The 16,718-nt window shown below is 51.0% G+C and carries 13 protein-coding genes; all 13 read left to right on the forward strand.

Features of this window, described 5'->3' with window-relative positions; genetic code table 11:
* Positions 1–111: 111 nt before the first annotated feature.
* The 13 genes from rpoB to rplV all read left to right on the forward strand — a co-directional run bounded on the left by rpoB (position 112) and on the right by rplV (position 16,710).
* A complete protein-coding gene (rpoB, locus tag ACWAU4_RS01175) occupies positions 112–4,143 on the forward strand; it encodes a DNA-directed RNA polymerase subunit beta (protein ID WP_025012043.1) in 4,032 nt (1,343 codons plus the stop codon).
* Between the two features lie 84 nt (positions 4,144–4,227).
* Positions 4,228–8,439, forward strand: coding sequence for a DNA-directed RNA polymerase subunit beta' (gene rpoC / locus ACWAU4_RS01180; protein ID WP_044733357.1), 4,212 nt, complete (start codon positions 4,228–4,230; stop codon positions 8,437–8,439).
* A 178-nt stretch (positions 8,440–8,617) separates the two neighbouring features.
* The gene (gene rpsL, locus ACWAU4_RS01185; protein WP_025012042.1) at positions 8,618–8,992 is read left to right on the forward strand and encodes a 30S ribosomal protein S12; all 375 of its coding nucleotides are present in this window, start codon (positions 8,618–8,620) and stop codon (positions 8,990–8,992) included.
* A gap of 76 nt (positions 8,993–9,068) precedes the next feature.
* On the forward strand, positions 9,069–9,539 hold the full coding sequence (gene rpsG / locus ACWAU4_RS01190; RefSeq protein WP_025012041.1) for a 30S ribosomal protein S7: 471 nt from the start codon (positions 9,069–9,071) through the stop codon (positions 9,537–9,539).
* Between the two features lie 72 nt (positions 9,540–9,611).
* Positions 9,612–11,708: an elongation factor G gene (fusA, locus tag ACWAU4_RS01195; protein WP_025890055.1), complete on the forward strand. Its 2,097-nt coding sequence runs from the start codon at positions 9,612–9,614 to the stop codon at positions 11,706–11,708.
* Positions 11,709–11,788: 80 nt separating this feature from the next.
* Entirely contained in the window at positions 11,789–12,973 is a 1,185-nt protein-coding gene (gene tuf, locus ACWAU4_RS01200) for an elongation factor Tu (protein WP_071239068.1), read from the forward strand.
* Positions 12,974–13,333: 360 nt separating this feature from the next.
* On the forward strand, positions 13,334–13,645 hold the full coding sequence (gene rpsJ, locus ACWAU4_RS01205) for a 30S ribosomal protein S10 (RefSeq protein WP_011635639.1): 312 nt from the start codon (positions 13,334–13,336) through the stop codon (positions 13,643–13,645).
* A gap of 27 nt (positions 13,646–13,672) precedes the next feature.
* The gene (gene rplC / locus ACWAU4_RS01210; RefSeq protein WP_025889970.1) at positions 13,673–14,311 is read left to right on the forward strand and encodes a 50S ribosomal protein L3; all 639 of its coding nucleotides are present in this window, start codon (positions 13,673–13,675) and stop codon (positions 14,309–14,311) included.
* 17 nt (positions 14,312–14,328) lie between these two features.
* Positions 14,329–14,934, forward strand: a complete 606-nt coding sequence (gene rplD, locus ACWAU4_RS01215; RefSeq protein ID WP_025011959.1) for a 50S ribosomal protein L4 — start codon at positions 14,329–14,331, stop codon at positions 14,932–14,934.
* Complete coding sequence (gene rplW, locus ACWAU4_RS01220; RefSeq protein WP_025011960.1) at positions 14,931–15,233, forward strand: 50S ribosomal protein L23; 303 nt, start codon at positions 14,931–14,933, stop codon at positions 15,231–15,233. Before rplD ends, rplW begins: the two co-directional genes overlap by 4 nt.
* An 11-nt stretch (positions 15,234–15,244) precedes the next feature.
* A complete protein-coding gene (gene rplB / locus ACWAU4_RS01225) occupies positions 15,245–16,069 on the forward strand; it encodes a 50S ribosomal protein L2 (protein WP_025011961.1) in 825 nt (274 codons plus the stop codon).
* Between the two features lie 14 nt (positions 16,070–16,083).
* Complete coding sequence (gene rpsS / locus ACWAU4_RS01230; protein ID WP_025011962.1) at positions 16,084–16,362, forward strand: 30S ribosomal protein S19; 279 nt, start codon at positions 16,084–16,086, stop codon at positions 16,360–16,362.
* Positions 16,363–16,377: 15 nt separating this feature from the next.
* Positions 16,378–16,710, forward strand: a complete 333-nt coding sequence (rplV, locus tag ACWAU4_RS01235) for a 50S ribosomal protein L22 (protein WP_025011963.1) — start codon at positions 16,378–16,380, stop codon at positions 16,708–16,710.
* The last annotated feature ends 8 nt before the right edge of the window (positions 16,711–16,718 follow it).

Raw genomic sequence — 16,718 nt, forward strand, 5'->3', positions numbered from 1 at the left:
TCCCTAGCAGTGATTATTGGTTAGGTTCTTGCCATCAACGGTGATGGGCAAACGTGCTGGATTAACTGTGTTGATTCAGTCTTGGTCACATCTCGCAAGCAGAGGAAACCCATGGTTTACTCCTATTCTGAAAAGAAGCGTATTCGCAAAGACTTCGGTAAGCGTCCACAGGTGTTGGACATCCCTTACCTGTTGTCTATTCAGTTAGACTCTTTTAAGAAGTTCACCGATCAAGATCCTACCGGTGAGCGTGGCCTTGAGGCCGCTTTCCGTAGCGTTTTTCCCATCAAGAGCTTTTCTGGTAATTCAGAACTGCAGTACGTCAGCTATAAGCTGGGCGAGCCTGTTTTTGATGTGAAAGAGTGTCAAATCCGCGGTGTGACATACTCCGCTCCACTGCGCGTTAAGCTGCGCATGGTGCTGTATGATCGTGAAGCTGCCGCCGGCACTGTAAAAGATATTAAAGAACAAGAAGTCTACATGGGGGATATCCCTCTGATGACTGAAAACGGTACCTTTGTTATCAATGGTACTGAGCGTGTTATCGTATCTCAGTTGCACCGTAGCCCAGGTGTGTTCTTCGACCACGACCGTGGTAAGACACACTCTTCAGGTAAAGTGCTGTATAACGCGCGTATTATTCCTTACCGCGGTTCATGGCTCGACTTCGAGTTCGACCCTAAAGATGCGTTGTTTGTACGTATCGACCGTCGCCGTAAGCTGCCTGCCAGCATCATTCTGCGTGCCCTGGAATATTCTACTCAGGATATCCTCGACATCTTCTTTGAGCGTGTCGACTTCAAGATCAAGAAAGATTCTCTAGTCATGACACTGGTTCCTGAGCGTCTGCGTGGCGAAACTGCCAGCTATGACATCAAGGATTCAGAAGGCACTGTGCTGGTAGAGAAGGGCCGTCGTATCACTGCCCGTCATATCCGCCAACTGGAAAAAACCAACACCACTGAACTGGAAGTCCCGGTTGAGTACATAGTTGGTAAAGTGGCGGCTCAGGACTATATCGATCCTGACACAGGTGAAGTACTGGTTACCGCCAACAACGAGATCAGCCTGGAAGACCTGGCCAATCTGTCACTGGCCGGTATCAAAGAGGTCAGCACCCTGTACATCAACGAGCTGGATCACGGTGCTTACATCTCTGACACTCTGCGTATTGACTCAACCACCAACCGTTTGGAAGCGTTGGTTGAAATCTATCGCATGATGCGTCCTGGCGAGCCACCAACCAAGGATGCCGCCGAAGCTCTGTTCCAGAACCTGTTCTTCAGCGAAGAGCGCTATGACCTATCTAAAGTGGGCCGGATGAAGTTCAACCGTCGTCTCGAAATCGACGAGAACGAGGGTACCGGTGTACTGACCAAAGAAGACATAGTTGCCGTAATGAAGAAGATCATCGAAATCCGTAACGGTTTTGATGAAGTCGATGATATCGACCACCTGGGTAACCGTCGTATCCGTAGCGTTGGCGAAATGGCCGAGAACCAGTTCCGTGTCGGTCTGGTACGTGTTGAGCGCGCTGTACGTGAACGTCTGTCTCTAGGCGATCTGAACGAGCTGATGCCTCAGGATCTGATCAACGCCAAGCCAATCTCTGCTGCAGTGAAAGAGTTCTTCGGTTCTTCTCAGCTGTCGCAGTTTATGGATCAGAACAACCCACTGTCAGAAGTGACTCACAAGCGCCGTATTTCGGCTCTTGGTCCTGGCGGTCTGACCCGTGAGCGTGCCGGCTTCGAAGTTCGAGACGTGCACCCAACTCACTATGGTCGTCTGTGTCCAATTGAGACCCCTGAAGGTCCAAACATTGGTCTGATCAACTCACTGTCTACCTTTGCCCGTACCAACTCATACGGCTTCCTGGAAACACCTTATCGTAAGGTGATCGACAGTGTGGTTACCGATGAAGTGGAATATCTGTCAGCCATCGAAGAAGGCCGCTATGTGATTGCACAGGCCAACATCGAGCTCGACAACGAAGGTCGCATTGTGGAAGAGCAGGTTGCCTGTCGCCACAAGGGTGAATCTACCTTTATGCGCGCTTCCGATATCCAGTATATGGACGTATCTCCACAGCAGATCATCTCTGTGGCGGCATCTTTGATCCCATTCCTTGAGCACGACGACGCTAACCGTGCATTGATGGGTGCAAACATGCAACGTCAGGCAGTACCAACACTCAAGTCAGAGAAGCCTCTGGTGGGTACAGGTATTGAACGTACACTGGCCGTTGACTCAGGCGTGGTTGTGGCTGCCAAGCGTGGCGGTGTGATCGACTATGTTGATGCCAGCCGCATCGTGGTTAAGGTTAACGAAGATGAGCTGCGCCCAGGCGAAGCCGGTATCGATATCTACAACCTGACCAAGTACACCCGTTCCAACCAGAACACCTGCATCAACCAGCGTCCATGCTGTAGCGTAGGTGAGCCTGTGGTGCGTGGTGACGTGCTGGCCGATGGTCCGTCAACCGACTTGGGCGACTTGGCTCTGGGTCAGAACATGCGCGTGGCCTTCATGCCATGGAACGGTTACAACTTTGAGGATTCCATCCTTATTTCCGAGCGCGTAGCGCAGGAAGACCGTTTCACGACTATCCACATTCAGGAACTGTCCTGTATTGCCCGTGACACCAAGCTGGGTAGCGAAGAGATCACTGCTGACATCCCTAACGTAGGTGAGTCTGCACTGAGCAAGCTGGATGAATCCGGTATCGTTTACATCGGCGCCGAAGTAAAAGGCGGTGACATTCTGGTTGGTAAGGTAACGCCTAAGGGTGAAACTCAGCTGACTCCGGAAGAGAAACTGCTGCGGGCTATTTTCGGTGAGAAAGCGTCTGACGTTAAAGACAGCTCTCTGCGTGTACCTAACTCAGTGAAAGGTACAGTTATCGACGTGCAAGTCTTCACCCGTGACGGTGTTGAAAAAGACAAGCGCGCCATCGAAATCGAAGAGATGCACATTGCTCAAGCCCGTAAGGACTTGACTGAAGAGTTCAAGATCCTCGAAGAGGGTGTACTGAGCCGTGCCCGTAACCTGCTGCTGAGCGCCGGTTTCAGTGAAGCCAAACTGGCTGAATTGCCGCGCAAAGATGTATTGGTTCAGGTTATCGACGATGAAGCCAAGCAAACCGAACTGGAACAGCTGGCTGAACAGCACGAAGAGCTGAAAGCCGACTTTGACAAGAAGTTCGAAGTCAAGCGTCGCAAGATCACCCAAGGTGATGATCTGGCTCCAGGCGTACTGAAGATCGTTAAGGTTTACCTGGCGGTTAAGCGTACCATCCAGCCTGGCGACAAGATGGCCGGTCGTCACGGTAACAAGGGTGTGATCTCCAAGATCTGTCCTATCGAAGATATGCCATACGACGAGCAGGGTAACCCTGTCGACATCGTACTGAACCCTCTGGGTGTACCTTCGCGGATGAACATAGGTCAGGTACTGGAAGTTCACTTGGGTGCTGCGGCTAAAGGTATTGGTAATCGCATCAATGCCATGCTGGAAGAACAGCGTGAGCTGGCCGAACTGCGTGGCTACATCAAACAGGTCTATGAACTGGGCGATGAAGTGAAGCAGCGCGTGGATATCGATTCATTTACCGATGATGAAGTTCTGCGTCTGGCCAAACACCTGAAGGATGGTCTGCCAACGGCAACCCCAGCCTTCGACGGTGCCAAAGAAAAAGAGATCAAGCAGATGCTTGAGCTCGCAGGTCTGCCGACTTCTGGTCAGCTGAATCTGTTTGATGGTCGTACCGGTAACCAGTTCGAGCGTCCTGTGACCGTAGGTTACATGTACATGCTCAAACTGAACCACTTGGTTGATGACAAGATGCACGCCCGTTCTACCGGTTCGTACAGCTTGGTTACTCAGCAACCTCTGGGCGGTAAAGCTCAGTTCGGTGGTCAGCGTTTCGGTGAGATGGAAGTGTGGGCCCTGGAGGCATACGGTGCTGCGTATACTCTGCAGGAAATGCTCACAGTGAAATCGGATGACGTTAACGGTCGTACTCAGATGTACAAGAACATCGTTGACGGTAACCATCAGATGCAGCCAGGAATGCCAGAGTCCTTCAACGTATTGCTGAAGGAGATCCGTTCTCTCGGTATCAACATCGAGTTGGATCAAGAGTAAGACGCGGTTTAAAGCCTGCGTTTGGCAACGAATTGGTGCTCCGCGAGAGCGGGGCACCGGGTTTAACTCCTTCAGGAGAGAAACGTGAAAGACTTATTAAAGTTTCTGAAACAGCAAAGCAAGACTGAAGAATTTGAAGGCATCAAGATCGGCCTGGCGTCGCCTGATCTGATCCGTTCTTGGTCATTTGGTGAAGTTAAGAAGCCTGAAACCATCAACTACCGTACATTCAAGCCTGAGCGTGAAGGCCTGTTCTGTGCCCGTATCTTTGGCCCGGTCAAAGATTACGAGTGTCTGTGCGGTAAGTACAAGCGTCTCAAGCACCGCGGTGTGATCTGTGAGAAGTGTGGCGTTGAAGTGACCCAGACCAAAGTACGTCGTGAGCGTATGGGCCACATCGAACTGGCCAGCCCAGTTGCCCACATCTGGTTCCTCAAGTCACTGCCATCCCGTATCGGTCTGATGCTGGACATGACTCTGCGTGATATTGAGCGGGTACTCTACTTCGAATCTTATGTGGTTATCGAGCCAGGCATGACCAGCCTGGAGCGCGGTCAAATGCTGACCGAAGAAACCTACCTGGATGCGCTGGAAGAGTATGGTGACGAGTTCGAAGCCAAGATGGGTGCCGAAGCGGTTCTGGAACTGCTGCGCGCTATCGATCTGGAGAAAGAAGTTGAGCAGATGCGCGAAGAGCTGCCATCTATCAACTCTGAGACCCGTCGCAAGAAAGTCACCAAGCGATTGAAGCTGGTTGAGGCCTTCTACCATTCAGGCAACAAGCCAGAGTGGATGATCCTCAAGGTGCTGCCGGTTCTGCCACCTGATTTGCGTCCTCTGGTTCCACTGGACGGCGGCCGTTTCGCGACTTCAGATCTGAACGATCTGTATCGCCGCGTGATCAACCGTAACAACCGTTTGAAGCGTCTGCTGGATCTGGCTGCTCCGGATATCATCGTTCGCAACGAAAAGCGTATGCTGCAGGAATCTGTTGATGCCCTGCTGGATAATGGTCGTCGCGGTCGTGCCATTACCGGTTCCAACAAGCGTCCTCTGAAGTCCTTGGCCGACATGATCAAGGGTAAGCAAGGTCGTTTCCGTCAAAACCTGTTGGGTAAGCGTGTTGACTACTCAGGCCGTTCGGTAATTACCGTGGGCCCAACTCTGCGTCTGCACCAGTGTGGTCTGCCGAAGAAAATGGCGCTGGAACTGTTCAAACCATTCATCTACGGCAAGCTGGAAGGTCGTGGCCTGGCCACTACCATCAAAGCCGCCAAGAAGATGGTTGAGCGTGAAGTTGCCGAGGTTTGGGACGTACTGGATGAAGTGATCCGCGAACACCCTGTGATGCTGAACCGTGCACCAACACTGCACCGTTTGGGTATCCAGGCGTTCGAACCTGTACTGATCGAAGGTAAAGCGATTCAACTGCACCCACTGGTGTGTGCGGCCTATAACGCCGACTTCGACGGTGACCAAATGGCGGTACACGTGCCTCTGACGCTGGAAGCCCAGCTGGAAGCCCGTGCGTTGATGATGTCAACCAACAACATTCTGTCGCCTGCCAACGGTGAGCCGGTTATCACTCCTTCTCAGGACGTGGTACTGGGTCTGTACTACATGAGCCGTGAACGCGTAAATGGCCGCGGTGAAGGTATGGCCTTTGAGTCTGTTGCCGAAGCCGAGAAAGCCTATCGCACTGGTGCCGCCGAGCTGCACGCCCGGGTTAAAGTTCGTATCACCGAAACTCATATCGATGAGAACGGTGAGCGCACCCAGCAGCGCCGCATTGTCGACACCACAGTAGGTCGTGCTCTGTTGTCACTGATCCTGCCAGCCGGTATGTCTTTTGATCTGGTTAACCAGAACATGGGCAAGAAGCAGATCTCCCGTTTGCTGAACACCTGCTACCGTCAGCTGGGTCTGAAAGATACTGTTATCTTTGCTGACCAACTGATGTACACAGGTTTCCAATACGCCACTATCTCTGGTGCCTCTGTAGGTATCAACGATATGGAAATCCCGGAAGCCAAGTACAAGCTGGTTGCCGACGCAGAAGCCGAAGTTCTGGAAATCCAGGAACAGTTCCAGTCTGGTCTGGTTACTGCCGGTGAGCGTTACAACAAGGTTATCGATATCTGGGCCAGCGCCAACGAGAAAGTCTCCAAGGCGATGATGGAAAACCTGTCTTCCGAAGTGGTTATCAACCGCGACGGTGAAGAAGAGAAACAGGCTTCCTTCAACAGCATCTACATGATGGCCGACTCAGGCGCTCGTGGTAGTGCCGCTCAGATCCGTCAGTTGGCGGGTATGCGTGGCCTGATGGCCAAGCCAGACGGCTCTATCATCGAAACGCCCATCGTGGCGAACTTCCGTGAAGGCCTGAACGTACTGCAGTACTTTATTTCTACTCACGGTGCTCGTAAGGGTCTGGCGGATACCGCACTTAAGACTGCGAACTCAGGTTATCTGACTCGTCGTCTGGTGGATGTTGCTCAGGATCTGGTTGTTATCGAAGATGACTGTGGTACTCACGAAGGTCTGATCATGAAGCCGCTGATTGAAGGTGGTGACGTGGTTGAGCCGCTGCGTGAGCGGGTACTGGGTCGTGTTGTTGCCGAGGATGTTTACTATCCTGGTTCCGACGAAGTCCTGGCGCCACGTAACACTCTGCTGGATGAAGCATGGTGTGACAAGCTGGAAGAGTACAGTGTTGACGAAGTTAAAGTTCGCTCTGTGATCTCCTGTGATACCGACTTCGGTGTTTGTGCCAAGTGTTACGGTCGTGACCTGGCCCGAGGCCACCTGATTAACCAAGGTGAAGCAATCGGGGTTGTCGCTGCTCAGTCAATCGGTGAGCCTGGTACACAGCTGACGATGCGTACCTTCCACATCGGTGGTGCGGCATCCAGGGCTTCTGCAGAAAACAACGTTCAGGTGAAGAACGCCGGTAACCTGAAGCTGCATAACGCCAAGTTCGTTAAGAACAGCGATGGCAAGCTGGTTATCGTATCGCGCTCGTCCGAGCTGGCGATTATCGATGAACTGGGCCGTGAGAAAGAGCGCTACAAAGTGCCTTACGGTACTGTGCTGGAAACGCTGGAAGGCGCCGAAGTTACAGCTGGCCAGACTATCGCTAACTGGGATCCACATACTCACCCAATCATCACTGAGGTGGCGGGTTATGTGAAGTTTGAGCAGATGATTGACGGTGTCACCATCTCGCGTCAAACCGACGAGCTGACCGGTCTGTCTTCTATCGTGGTATTGGATGTGGCCCAGCGCCCAAGCGCCGGCAAAGAAATGCGTCCAATGATCCGTTTGGTTGACGAAAACGGTAATGATCTGACCATTCCTGGTACCGACGTACCTGCGCAGTACTTCCTGCCCAGCAATGCGATCGTAAACCTGGAAGATAATGCTCAGATCAGCGTCGGTGATGCACTGGCTCGTATTCCTCAGGAATCGTCCAAGACTCGTGATATTACCGGTGGTCTGCCAAGGGTTGCTGACCTGTTCGAAGCCCGTAAGCCAAAAGAGCCTGCGATTCTGGCTGAGATCAGCGGTACCATCTCCTTCGGTAAAGAGACCAAAGGTAAGCGTCGTCTGGTCATTACCCCTGCTGAAGGCGGTAACCCATACGAAGAGATGATCCCCAAGTGGCGTAACCTGAACGTGTTCGAAGGTGAAAAAGTCGAACGTGGTGAAGTGATCGCCGATGGTCCAGAGTCTGCTCACGATATTCTGCGTCTGCGCGGTATCCACAACGTAGCCAACTACATTGTGAATGAAGTACAGGACGTATATCGTCTGCAGGGTGTGAAGATTAACGACAAGCACATCGAGGTGATCATTCGCCAGATGCTGCGTAAGTGTCTGATCACTGAAGCCGGTGATTCTGAGTTCCTCGAAGGGGAGCAGGTTGAGGTGTCCCGCGTCAAGATCGCTAACCGCGAACTGGAGGAGCAGGGCAAGATTCCGGCCAAGTTCGAACGCGAACTGCTGGGTATCACCAAAGCCTCTCTGGCGACCGAGTCCTTCATCTCTGCGGCCTCGTTCCAGGAAACCACTCGCGTACTGACCGAAGCGGCAGTAGGCGGTAAGAGTGATAACCTGCGCGGTCTGAAAGAGAACGTGATCGTAGGTCGTCTGATCCCGGCTGGTACCGGTTATGCTTACCACAACAACCGTAACCAGGCCCGCGGTGAAGTAGCGACTGAAGCACCTAGCATCAGCGCCAGCGAAGCCGAACAGAACCTGGCCGATCTGTTGAACCTGGCTGGTAGTCAGGAATAAGTAGCATAGATGTTATAAAAGGCGCCGAAAGGCGCCTTTTTCATTGGAATACGCTGCAAAAGTTGGCTATTTCTTGACAGCCAAGCCTTACCTTTCTAAAATTCCGCGTCCCACTATTGTGGGATTAGATTTTTCACACCTTATTGTTGAGTTGAAATCAACTGATTCGGAGCTATACATGGCAACTGTAAACCAGTTGGTACGTAAGCCTCGCGCACCTAAAGTCGAAAAGACTAACGTGCCTGCGTTGAACGCGTGCCCACAAAAGCGTGGTGTTTGTACTCGTGTGTACACCACTACTCCAAAAAAACCTAACTCTGCACTACGTAAAGTAGCTCGTGTGCGTCTGACCAACGGTTTCGAAGTAACTTCGTACATCGGCGGTGAAGGCCACAACCTGCAGGAACACAGTGTAATCCTGATCCGTGGTGGTCGTGTTAAAGACTTACCTGGTGTGCGTTATCACACTGTTCGTGGCGCCCTGGACTGTGCTGGTGTGACTTCACGTCGCCAAGCTCGTTCTAAGTACGGTGCTAAGCGTCCTAAGTCTTAATGGTTTTCCGTTAAGTAAGGCCAAGCTAAATATAAATTCCAGTTTTGGAAATACCTGAAGCATACGGAGAATAGTTATGCCAAGACGTCGCGTAGTAGGACAACGTAAGATCCTACCTGATCCAAAGTTTCAAAGTGAGTTGCTGGCTAAGTTCATCAACGTCATTATGCAGGACGGCAAAAAGTCGACTGCTGAAAAAATTATCTACAAAGCACTGGATGTTGTCGCCGATAAGAAAGGCGAAGAGCATCTGGTTATCCTTGAAGCAGCCCTGGAAAACGTTCGCCCAGCGGTAGAGGTTAAGTCTCGCCGTGTTGGTGGTTCTACTTACCAGGTTCCATGTGAAGTTCGCCCAGTTCGTCGTAACGCACTGGCGATGCGCTGGTTGGTTGAAGCTGCTCGTAAGCGTGGTGAAAAATCTATGGCTCTGCGCCTGGCAGGTGAACTGCTGGACGCTTCCGAAAACAAAGGTACTGCCGTTAAGAAGCGCGAAGACGTGCATCGTATGGCAGAAGCCAACAAAGCGTTTGCTCATTACCGTTGGTAATATCGGGCGCGGGCTTGCCCGCGCTTTCTCTGACATTGCTAAGATTTTTATCTTAGTCAAGAGGGTATAATCGTGGCTCGTACAACTCCAATTGAGCGTTATCGCAACATAGGTATTTGTGCTCACGTTGACGCAGGTAAAACCACTACCACAGAGCGAGTCCTGTTCTATACAGGGGTAAACCACAAGATGGGGGAAACCCATGACGGTGCGTCTACCACTGACTGGATGGTTCAGGAGCAGGAGCGGGGTATTACTATTACCTCTGCGGCTGTTACCACGTTCTGGCGCGGTATGGATGCCCAGTTTACTGAGCATCGTATCAATATCATCGATACCCCAGGTCACGTCGATTTTACTATTGAGGTAGAGCGTTCTCTGCGCGTACTTGACGGTGCCGTAGTGGTCTTTTGTGGTTCTTCTGGTGTGGAACCTCAATCTGAGACCGTATGGCGTCAAGCCGACAAGTATCATGTCCCTCGTCTGGTGTTCGTCAATAAGATGGACCGTGCCGGTGCCGACTTTGATCGCGTAGTAGGACAGATCCGTAACCGTCTCGGTGCAACTTGTGTGCCTATTCAATTGAATATTGGTACAGAAGAAAACTTTAGCGGGGTTATCGATCTCATCAAGATGAAAGCCATCAACTGGAATGAAGAAGACCAGGGCCTGACTTTCACTCACGAAGAGATCCCAGAGCATTTGCTTGCCAAGGCAACCGAAATGCGCGAATACCTGGTAGAGAGTGCCGCAGAGGCTTCTGATGAGCTGATGGACAAATACCTTGAAGAAGGTGAGCTCACAGAAGAAGAGATCAAAAAAGCGCTTCGTCAACGTACTATCAACAACGAAATTGTGCTGGCTACCTGTGGTAGTGCCTTTAAAAATAAAGGCGTACAGGCAGTTCTCGATGCCGTTGTTGAATACCTTCCTGCTCCTGTTGATGTTCCTGCGATTAAGGGCATCGATGACAGAGAACAGGAAGTTGAGCGTGTTTCTGATGACAATGCACCTTTCTCTGCGTTGGCATTCAAAATCGCAACAGACCCATTTGTGGGTACTTTGACCTTTATCCGGGTTTACTCAGGTGTCCTGGAGTCGGGTTCAGCCGTTTACAACTCTGTAAAAGAGAAGCGTGAGCGTATCGGTCGTATCGTGCAGATGCACGCCAACGACCGTAAAGAACTGAAAGAAGTGCGCGCAGGTGATATAGCTGCTGCTATCGGCCTGAAAGATGTGACAACCGGTGACACCCTGTGTGACCCAGACCATAAGGTAATTCTGGAGCGGATGGAATTCCCCGAGCCGGTTATTACCATTGCTGTGGAACCTCGTTCCAAAGCTGACCAGGAAAAGATGGGCATTGCGCTGCAGAAGCTGGCAATGGAAGATCCTTCTTTCCGGGTTGAGACTGATGAGGAGTCGGGTCAGACTCTGATTTCAGGTATGGGTGAGCTACACTTGGACATTATCATCGACCGTATGCGCCGTGAGTTCAGCGTTGAATGTAACGTTGGTAAACCTCAGGTGGCTTATCGTGAAACTATCCGCAGTGCCGTGGAAGTGGAAGGTAAGTTTGTGCGTCAGTCTGGTGGTCGTGGTCAATTCGGTCATGTCTGGCTGAAACTGGAGCCTCGTGAAGAGGGTGCCGGTTATGAGTTTGTCAACGAAATCGTTGGTGGTGTAGTTCCTAGAGAATACATTCCTGCGGTTGACAAAGGGATCCAAGAACAGATGAAGAACGGTGTTCTCGCCGGCTTCCCTGTATTGGACGTGAAGGTCACTCTGTTCGACGGTTCATATCATGATGTGGACTCGAACGAAATGGCGTTCAAAGTTGCAGGTTCTATGGGCTTCAAGAAGGGGGCGCTGCAAGCTAACCCTGTGTTGCTCGAGCCTTGCATGAAGGTTGAAGTGACAACCCCAGAAGACTACATGGGTGACGTAGTAGGTGATCTGAACCGTCGTCGTGGTCTAATCGAAGGTATGGATGACGGCGTCGCCGGTATCAAGATCATTCGAGCTGTGGTACCTTTGGCTGAAATGTTTGGTTATGCAACAGATTTGCGTTCAGCGACTCAGGGTCGGGCTTCATACTCCATGGAGTTTTTGAAGTACTCTGAAGCGCCGCAAAACGTTGCTAAAGCAGTTATCGAAGCTCGTACCTGATTTAGGTAACGGCATTAACTGTTATTTTGATTGATGGTGTCCGGCAGCGCCGGACTCTTCTGAAAAGAAAGGAATATATCGTGTCTAAAGCTAAATTTGAACGTTCCAAGCCCCACGTTAACGTGGGCACCATTGGTCACGTTGACCATGGTAAAACCACTCTGACTGCTGCTATCTCAACTGTACTGTCTAAGACTTACGGTGGTGAGGCGCGTGACTTCGCAGCGATCGATAACGCTCCAGAAGAGCGTGAGCGCGGTATTACCATCAATACCTCTCACATCGAGTATGACACTCCAACTCGTCACTACGCTCACGTAGACTGCCCAGGTCACGCTGACTATGTTAAAAACATGATCACCGGTGCTGCCCAGATGGACGGCGCAATCCTGGTAGTAGCTTCTACTGACGGTCCAATGCCACAGACTCGTGAGCACATCCTGCTGTCTCGTCAGGTAGGTGTACCTTTCATCATCGTATTCATGAACAAGTGTGACATGGTAGACGATGAAGAGCTGCTGGAACTGGTAGAGATGGAAGTTCGTGAACTGCTGTCTGAGTACGATTTCCCAGGTGATGACCTGCCAGTAATTCAGGGTTCAGCTCTGAAAGCTCTGGAAGGCGACGCTCAGTGGGAAGCCAAGATCATCGAACTGGCAGAAGCACTGGATACCTACATCCCTGAGCCAGAGCGTGATATCGATAAGCCATTCCTGCTGCCTATCGAAGACGTATTCTCAATCTCTGGTCGCGGTACTGTAGTAACAGGTCGTGTAGAGCGCGGTATCATCAAAGTCGGTGACGAAGTAGAAATCGTGGGTATCCACGACACTACCAAGACCACCTGTACTGGTGTAGAAATGTTCCGTAAGCTGCTGGACGAAGGTCGTGCCGGTGAGAACTGCGGTATCCTGCTGCGTGGTACCAAGCGTGATGAAGTAGAGCGTGGTCAAGTACTGGCTAAGCCTGGTTCAATCACTCCACACACCAAGTTCGAATCAGAAGTTTACGTCCTGTCTAAAGAAGAAGGTGGTCGTCACACTCCATTCTTCAAAGGCTACCGTCCACAGTTCTACTTCCGTACAACTGACGTGACCGGTACTATCGAACTGCCAGAAGGCGTAGAGATGGTAATGCCAGGTGACAACATCAAGATGACAGTAACTCTGATCTGCCCAATCGCGATGGATGAAGGTCTGCGCTTCGCCATCCGTGAAGGTGGCCGTACAGTTGGTGCTGGTGTTGTAGCCAAGATCATCGCTTAATTGCTGATCTAAGCTATCGTAAAAAGGCGACCCCAGGGTCGCCTTTTTATTGGCCGTTTGTCAGTCGTTCAAAAACGGTTGGCAATGAGTGCTAAAGTCAGTATAATCTGCGCCACTTTTTGACAGCGTTAATGCTGTTGATAATTCCGACAGTAGGCTTGTAATCCGTAACTGGATGAGTATAATAGCCTCCTCGCTTAACTTGAGTAAGCGACAAAGTTGATTTAGCCCTAGGGGCTAAACACAAATACAGCGACTCCGATTGGGAGTCGAACGGTTAAATCATCTCGCTCTGTCTTTCCAAGAAAGGGAATGGCTAGAGGGTGATTTTTTATGTGTCCATTTTAGGAGCTCTGGTCAATGCAGAACCAAAGAATCCGTATCCGCTTGAAAGGATTTGATCATCGTTTGATTGATCAGTCTACTGCGGAAATCGTTGAAACTGCTAAGCGTACTGGCGCCCAGGTACGTGGTCCTATCCCACTGCCTACGCGCAAAGAGCGTTATACCGTTTTGATCTCTCCGCACGTTAATAAAGATGCTCGTGACCAATACGAAATCCGTACTCACAAGCGTTTGGTTGACATCGTAGAGCCAACTGAGAAGACAGTCGACGCGCTGATGCGTCTGGATCTTGCGGCTGGTGTCGACGTACAGATTAGCTTGGGTTAATTGAGATCCTTAGAAGAGGTTTGAGAGATGGCTATCGGTCTTATTGGTCGTAAAGTGGGTATGACCCGCATCTTCACCGAAGATGGCGTGTCTATCCCTGTTACTGTAATTGAAGTAAATGCAAACCGCGTTACTCAGGTGAAAACTCTGGAAAACGACGGCTACCGTGCACTTCAAGTTACTACTGGTGCCAAAAAAGCCAACCGCATCACTAAACCAGAAGCAGGTCACTTTGCCAAAGCGGGCGTTGACGCCGGCCGTGGTTTGTGGGAAATGCGTCTGGCAGACGGTGAAGGCGAAGGCATTGAAGTTGGTGCTGAGCTGAACGTAGATATCTTCGCTGACGTAGCGAAAGTAGATGTTACCGGTCAATCAAAAGGTAAAGGTTTCCAAGGTGGCGTTAAGCGCTGGAACTTCCGTACCCAGGATATGACTCACGGTAACTCATTGGCGCACCGTGCTAACGGTTCTATCGGTCAGAACCAGACGCCAGGTCGCGTATTCAAAGGCAAAAAAATGTCAGGCCACATGGGTGCTGAGCGTGTTACCACTCAAAATCTGGACGTAGTACGTGTAGATGCTGAGCGTAACCTGCTGCTGGTTAAAGGTGCTGTTCCAGGCGCTACCAATGGCGACCTGATCATCAAGCCTGCCGTTAAAGCCTAAGGTCTGAGGAGATAGTAATGGAATTGGTATTGAAAGACGCGCAAAGCGCTCTTGAAGTTTCCGAAACTACCTTCGGCCGTGACTTTAATGAAGCACTGGTTCATCAGGTAGTTGTAGCTTACGCTGCAAACGCGCGTCAGGGCACTCGTGCTCAGAAAACTCGCGCTGAAGTGACTGGCTCTGGCAAAAAGCCATGGCGCCAAAAAGGTACTGGCCGCGCTCGTGCGGGTGGTGTCAAGGGCCCAATCTGGCGTGGCGGTGGCGTAACTTTCGCTGCTAAAACCCAGGATCACAGCCAGAAAGTCAACAAGAAAATGTACCGCGGCGCTCTGAAGAGCATTCTGTCCGAGCTGGTACGTCAAGAACGTCTGATCGTTGTTGAAAAGTTTGCTGTTGAAGCTCCTAAAACTAAAGAGCTGAAGGCCAAGCTGAAAGACATGGGTCTGGAAGACGTATTGATTGTGACTTCCGAAGTTGACGAGAACCTGTTCTTGGCAGCTCGCAACCTGTACAAGGTTGATGTTCGTGATGTTGCTGGTATCGACCCAGTAAGCCTGATCGCGTTCGACAAAGTGCTGGTAACTGCTGATGCTGTTAAGCAAATCGAGGAGATGCTGGCATGATCCGCGAAGAACGTTTACTGAAAGTTATTCTGGCGCCTCACATCTCTGAAAAGAGCACTGTGGTTGCTGAGAAGAACAACACTGTAGTTTTCCGTGTAGCTATCGACGCCACTAAAGCAGAGATCAAAGCTGCAGTTGAAAAACTGTTTGAAGTTGAAGTTGATTCAGTTCGCACTCTGGTGAACAAAGGCAAAACCAAGCGTCACGGTGCCCGTGCTGGTCGTCGCAGCGATTGGAAAAAAGCCTATGTTACTCTGGCTGAGGGTGCTGACATCGATTTCGTCGGCGCTGAAGCGTAAGGAGATTACTCATGGCAGTTATTAAGTGTAAGCCAACCTCTCCAGGTCGTCGCCACGTCGTTAAAGTGGTGAACACTGACCTGCACAAGGGTAAACCTTTTGCTGGCCTGTTGGCGAAAAAATCTAAGAGTGGCGGCCGTAACAACACTGGTCGTATCACTGTTCGTCACGTTGGTGGTGGTCATAAGCAACACTACCGTCTTATTGACTTCAAACGTGATAAAGATGGTATCCCAGCGAAGATTGAGCGTCTGGAATACGATCCAAACCGTACTGCGCACATCGCGCTGGTACTGTACGCAGACGGTGAGCGTCGCTATATCCTGGCAGCCAAAGGCATGCAGGCTGGTGACAAAATCGTTTCTGGCGTAGAAGCTGAAATCAAGACAGGTAACGCCCTGCCACTGCGTAACATCCCAGTTGGTAGCGTAGTTCACGCTGTTGAAATGAAACCTGGCAAAGGTGCTCAAATTGCACGTTCTGCCGGTGCTTATGTACAAGTTGTAGCTCGTGATGGCGCTTATGCCACTCTGCGTCTTCGCTCTGGCGAAATGCGCAAAGTGCCAGTTGATTGCCGCGCGACTCTGGGTGAAGTTGGTAACGCCGAGCATATGCTGCGTCAGCTGGGTAAAGCTGGTGCCAAGCGCTGGAGAGGCGTACGCCCAACAGTTCGTGGTGTTGCAATGAACCCAGTAGACCACCCACATGGTGGTGGTGAAGGCCGTACTTCTGGTGGTCGTCACCCAGTGACTCCATGGGGTGTGCCAACTAAGGGTTACAAGACCCGTAGTAACAAGCGCACTGACAAGTACATCGTACGTCGTCGTAATAAATAGTAAGAGGATTCGCCATGCCACGTTCTCTCAAGAAAGGTCCATTCATTGACCTGCACTTGCTGAAGAAGGTAGAGAAAGCGGTGGAAGCAGGTGACAAGAAGCCTATTAAGACTTGGTCACGTCGCTCTATGATCATTCCAAACATGATTGGTTTGACCATCGCTGTCCATAATGGTCGTCAGCACGTTCCTGTGTTCGTAACTGACGAAATGATCGGCCACAAGCTTGGTGAATTCTCACCAACTCGCACTTATCGCGGCCATGCTGCTGATAAGAAAGCGAAGAAGCGCTAATACGGGAGGAGTAAGATGGAAGTTTTAGCTAAACATCGTTTTGCCCGTACGTCGCCTCAAAAGGCTCGTCTGGTAGCTGATCAGATCCGCGGTCTGCCTGTTTCCAAGGCCCTCGAGATCCTGACCTTTAGCCCCAAGAAAGCCGCCGTACTGGTCAAAAAAGTACTGGATTCAGCCATTGCCAATGCTGAGCACAATCAAGGTGCCGACATTGATGAACTGAAAGTTGGAAAAGTCTTCGTTGATGAAGGCCCAACCATGAAGCGCATCATGCCACGTGCTAAAGGCCGCGCCGACCGTATCATGAAGCGTACCAGCCACATTACTGTGGTTGTATCAGATCGCTAGGAGAGAGC

This window comes from Shewanella sp. FeAMO (assembly GCF_053653955.1).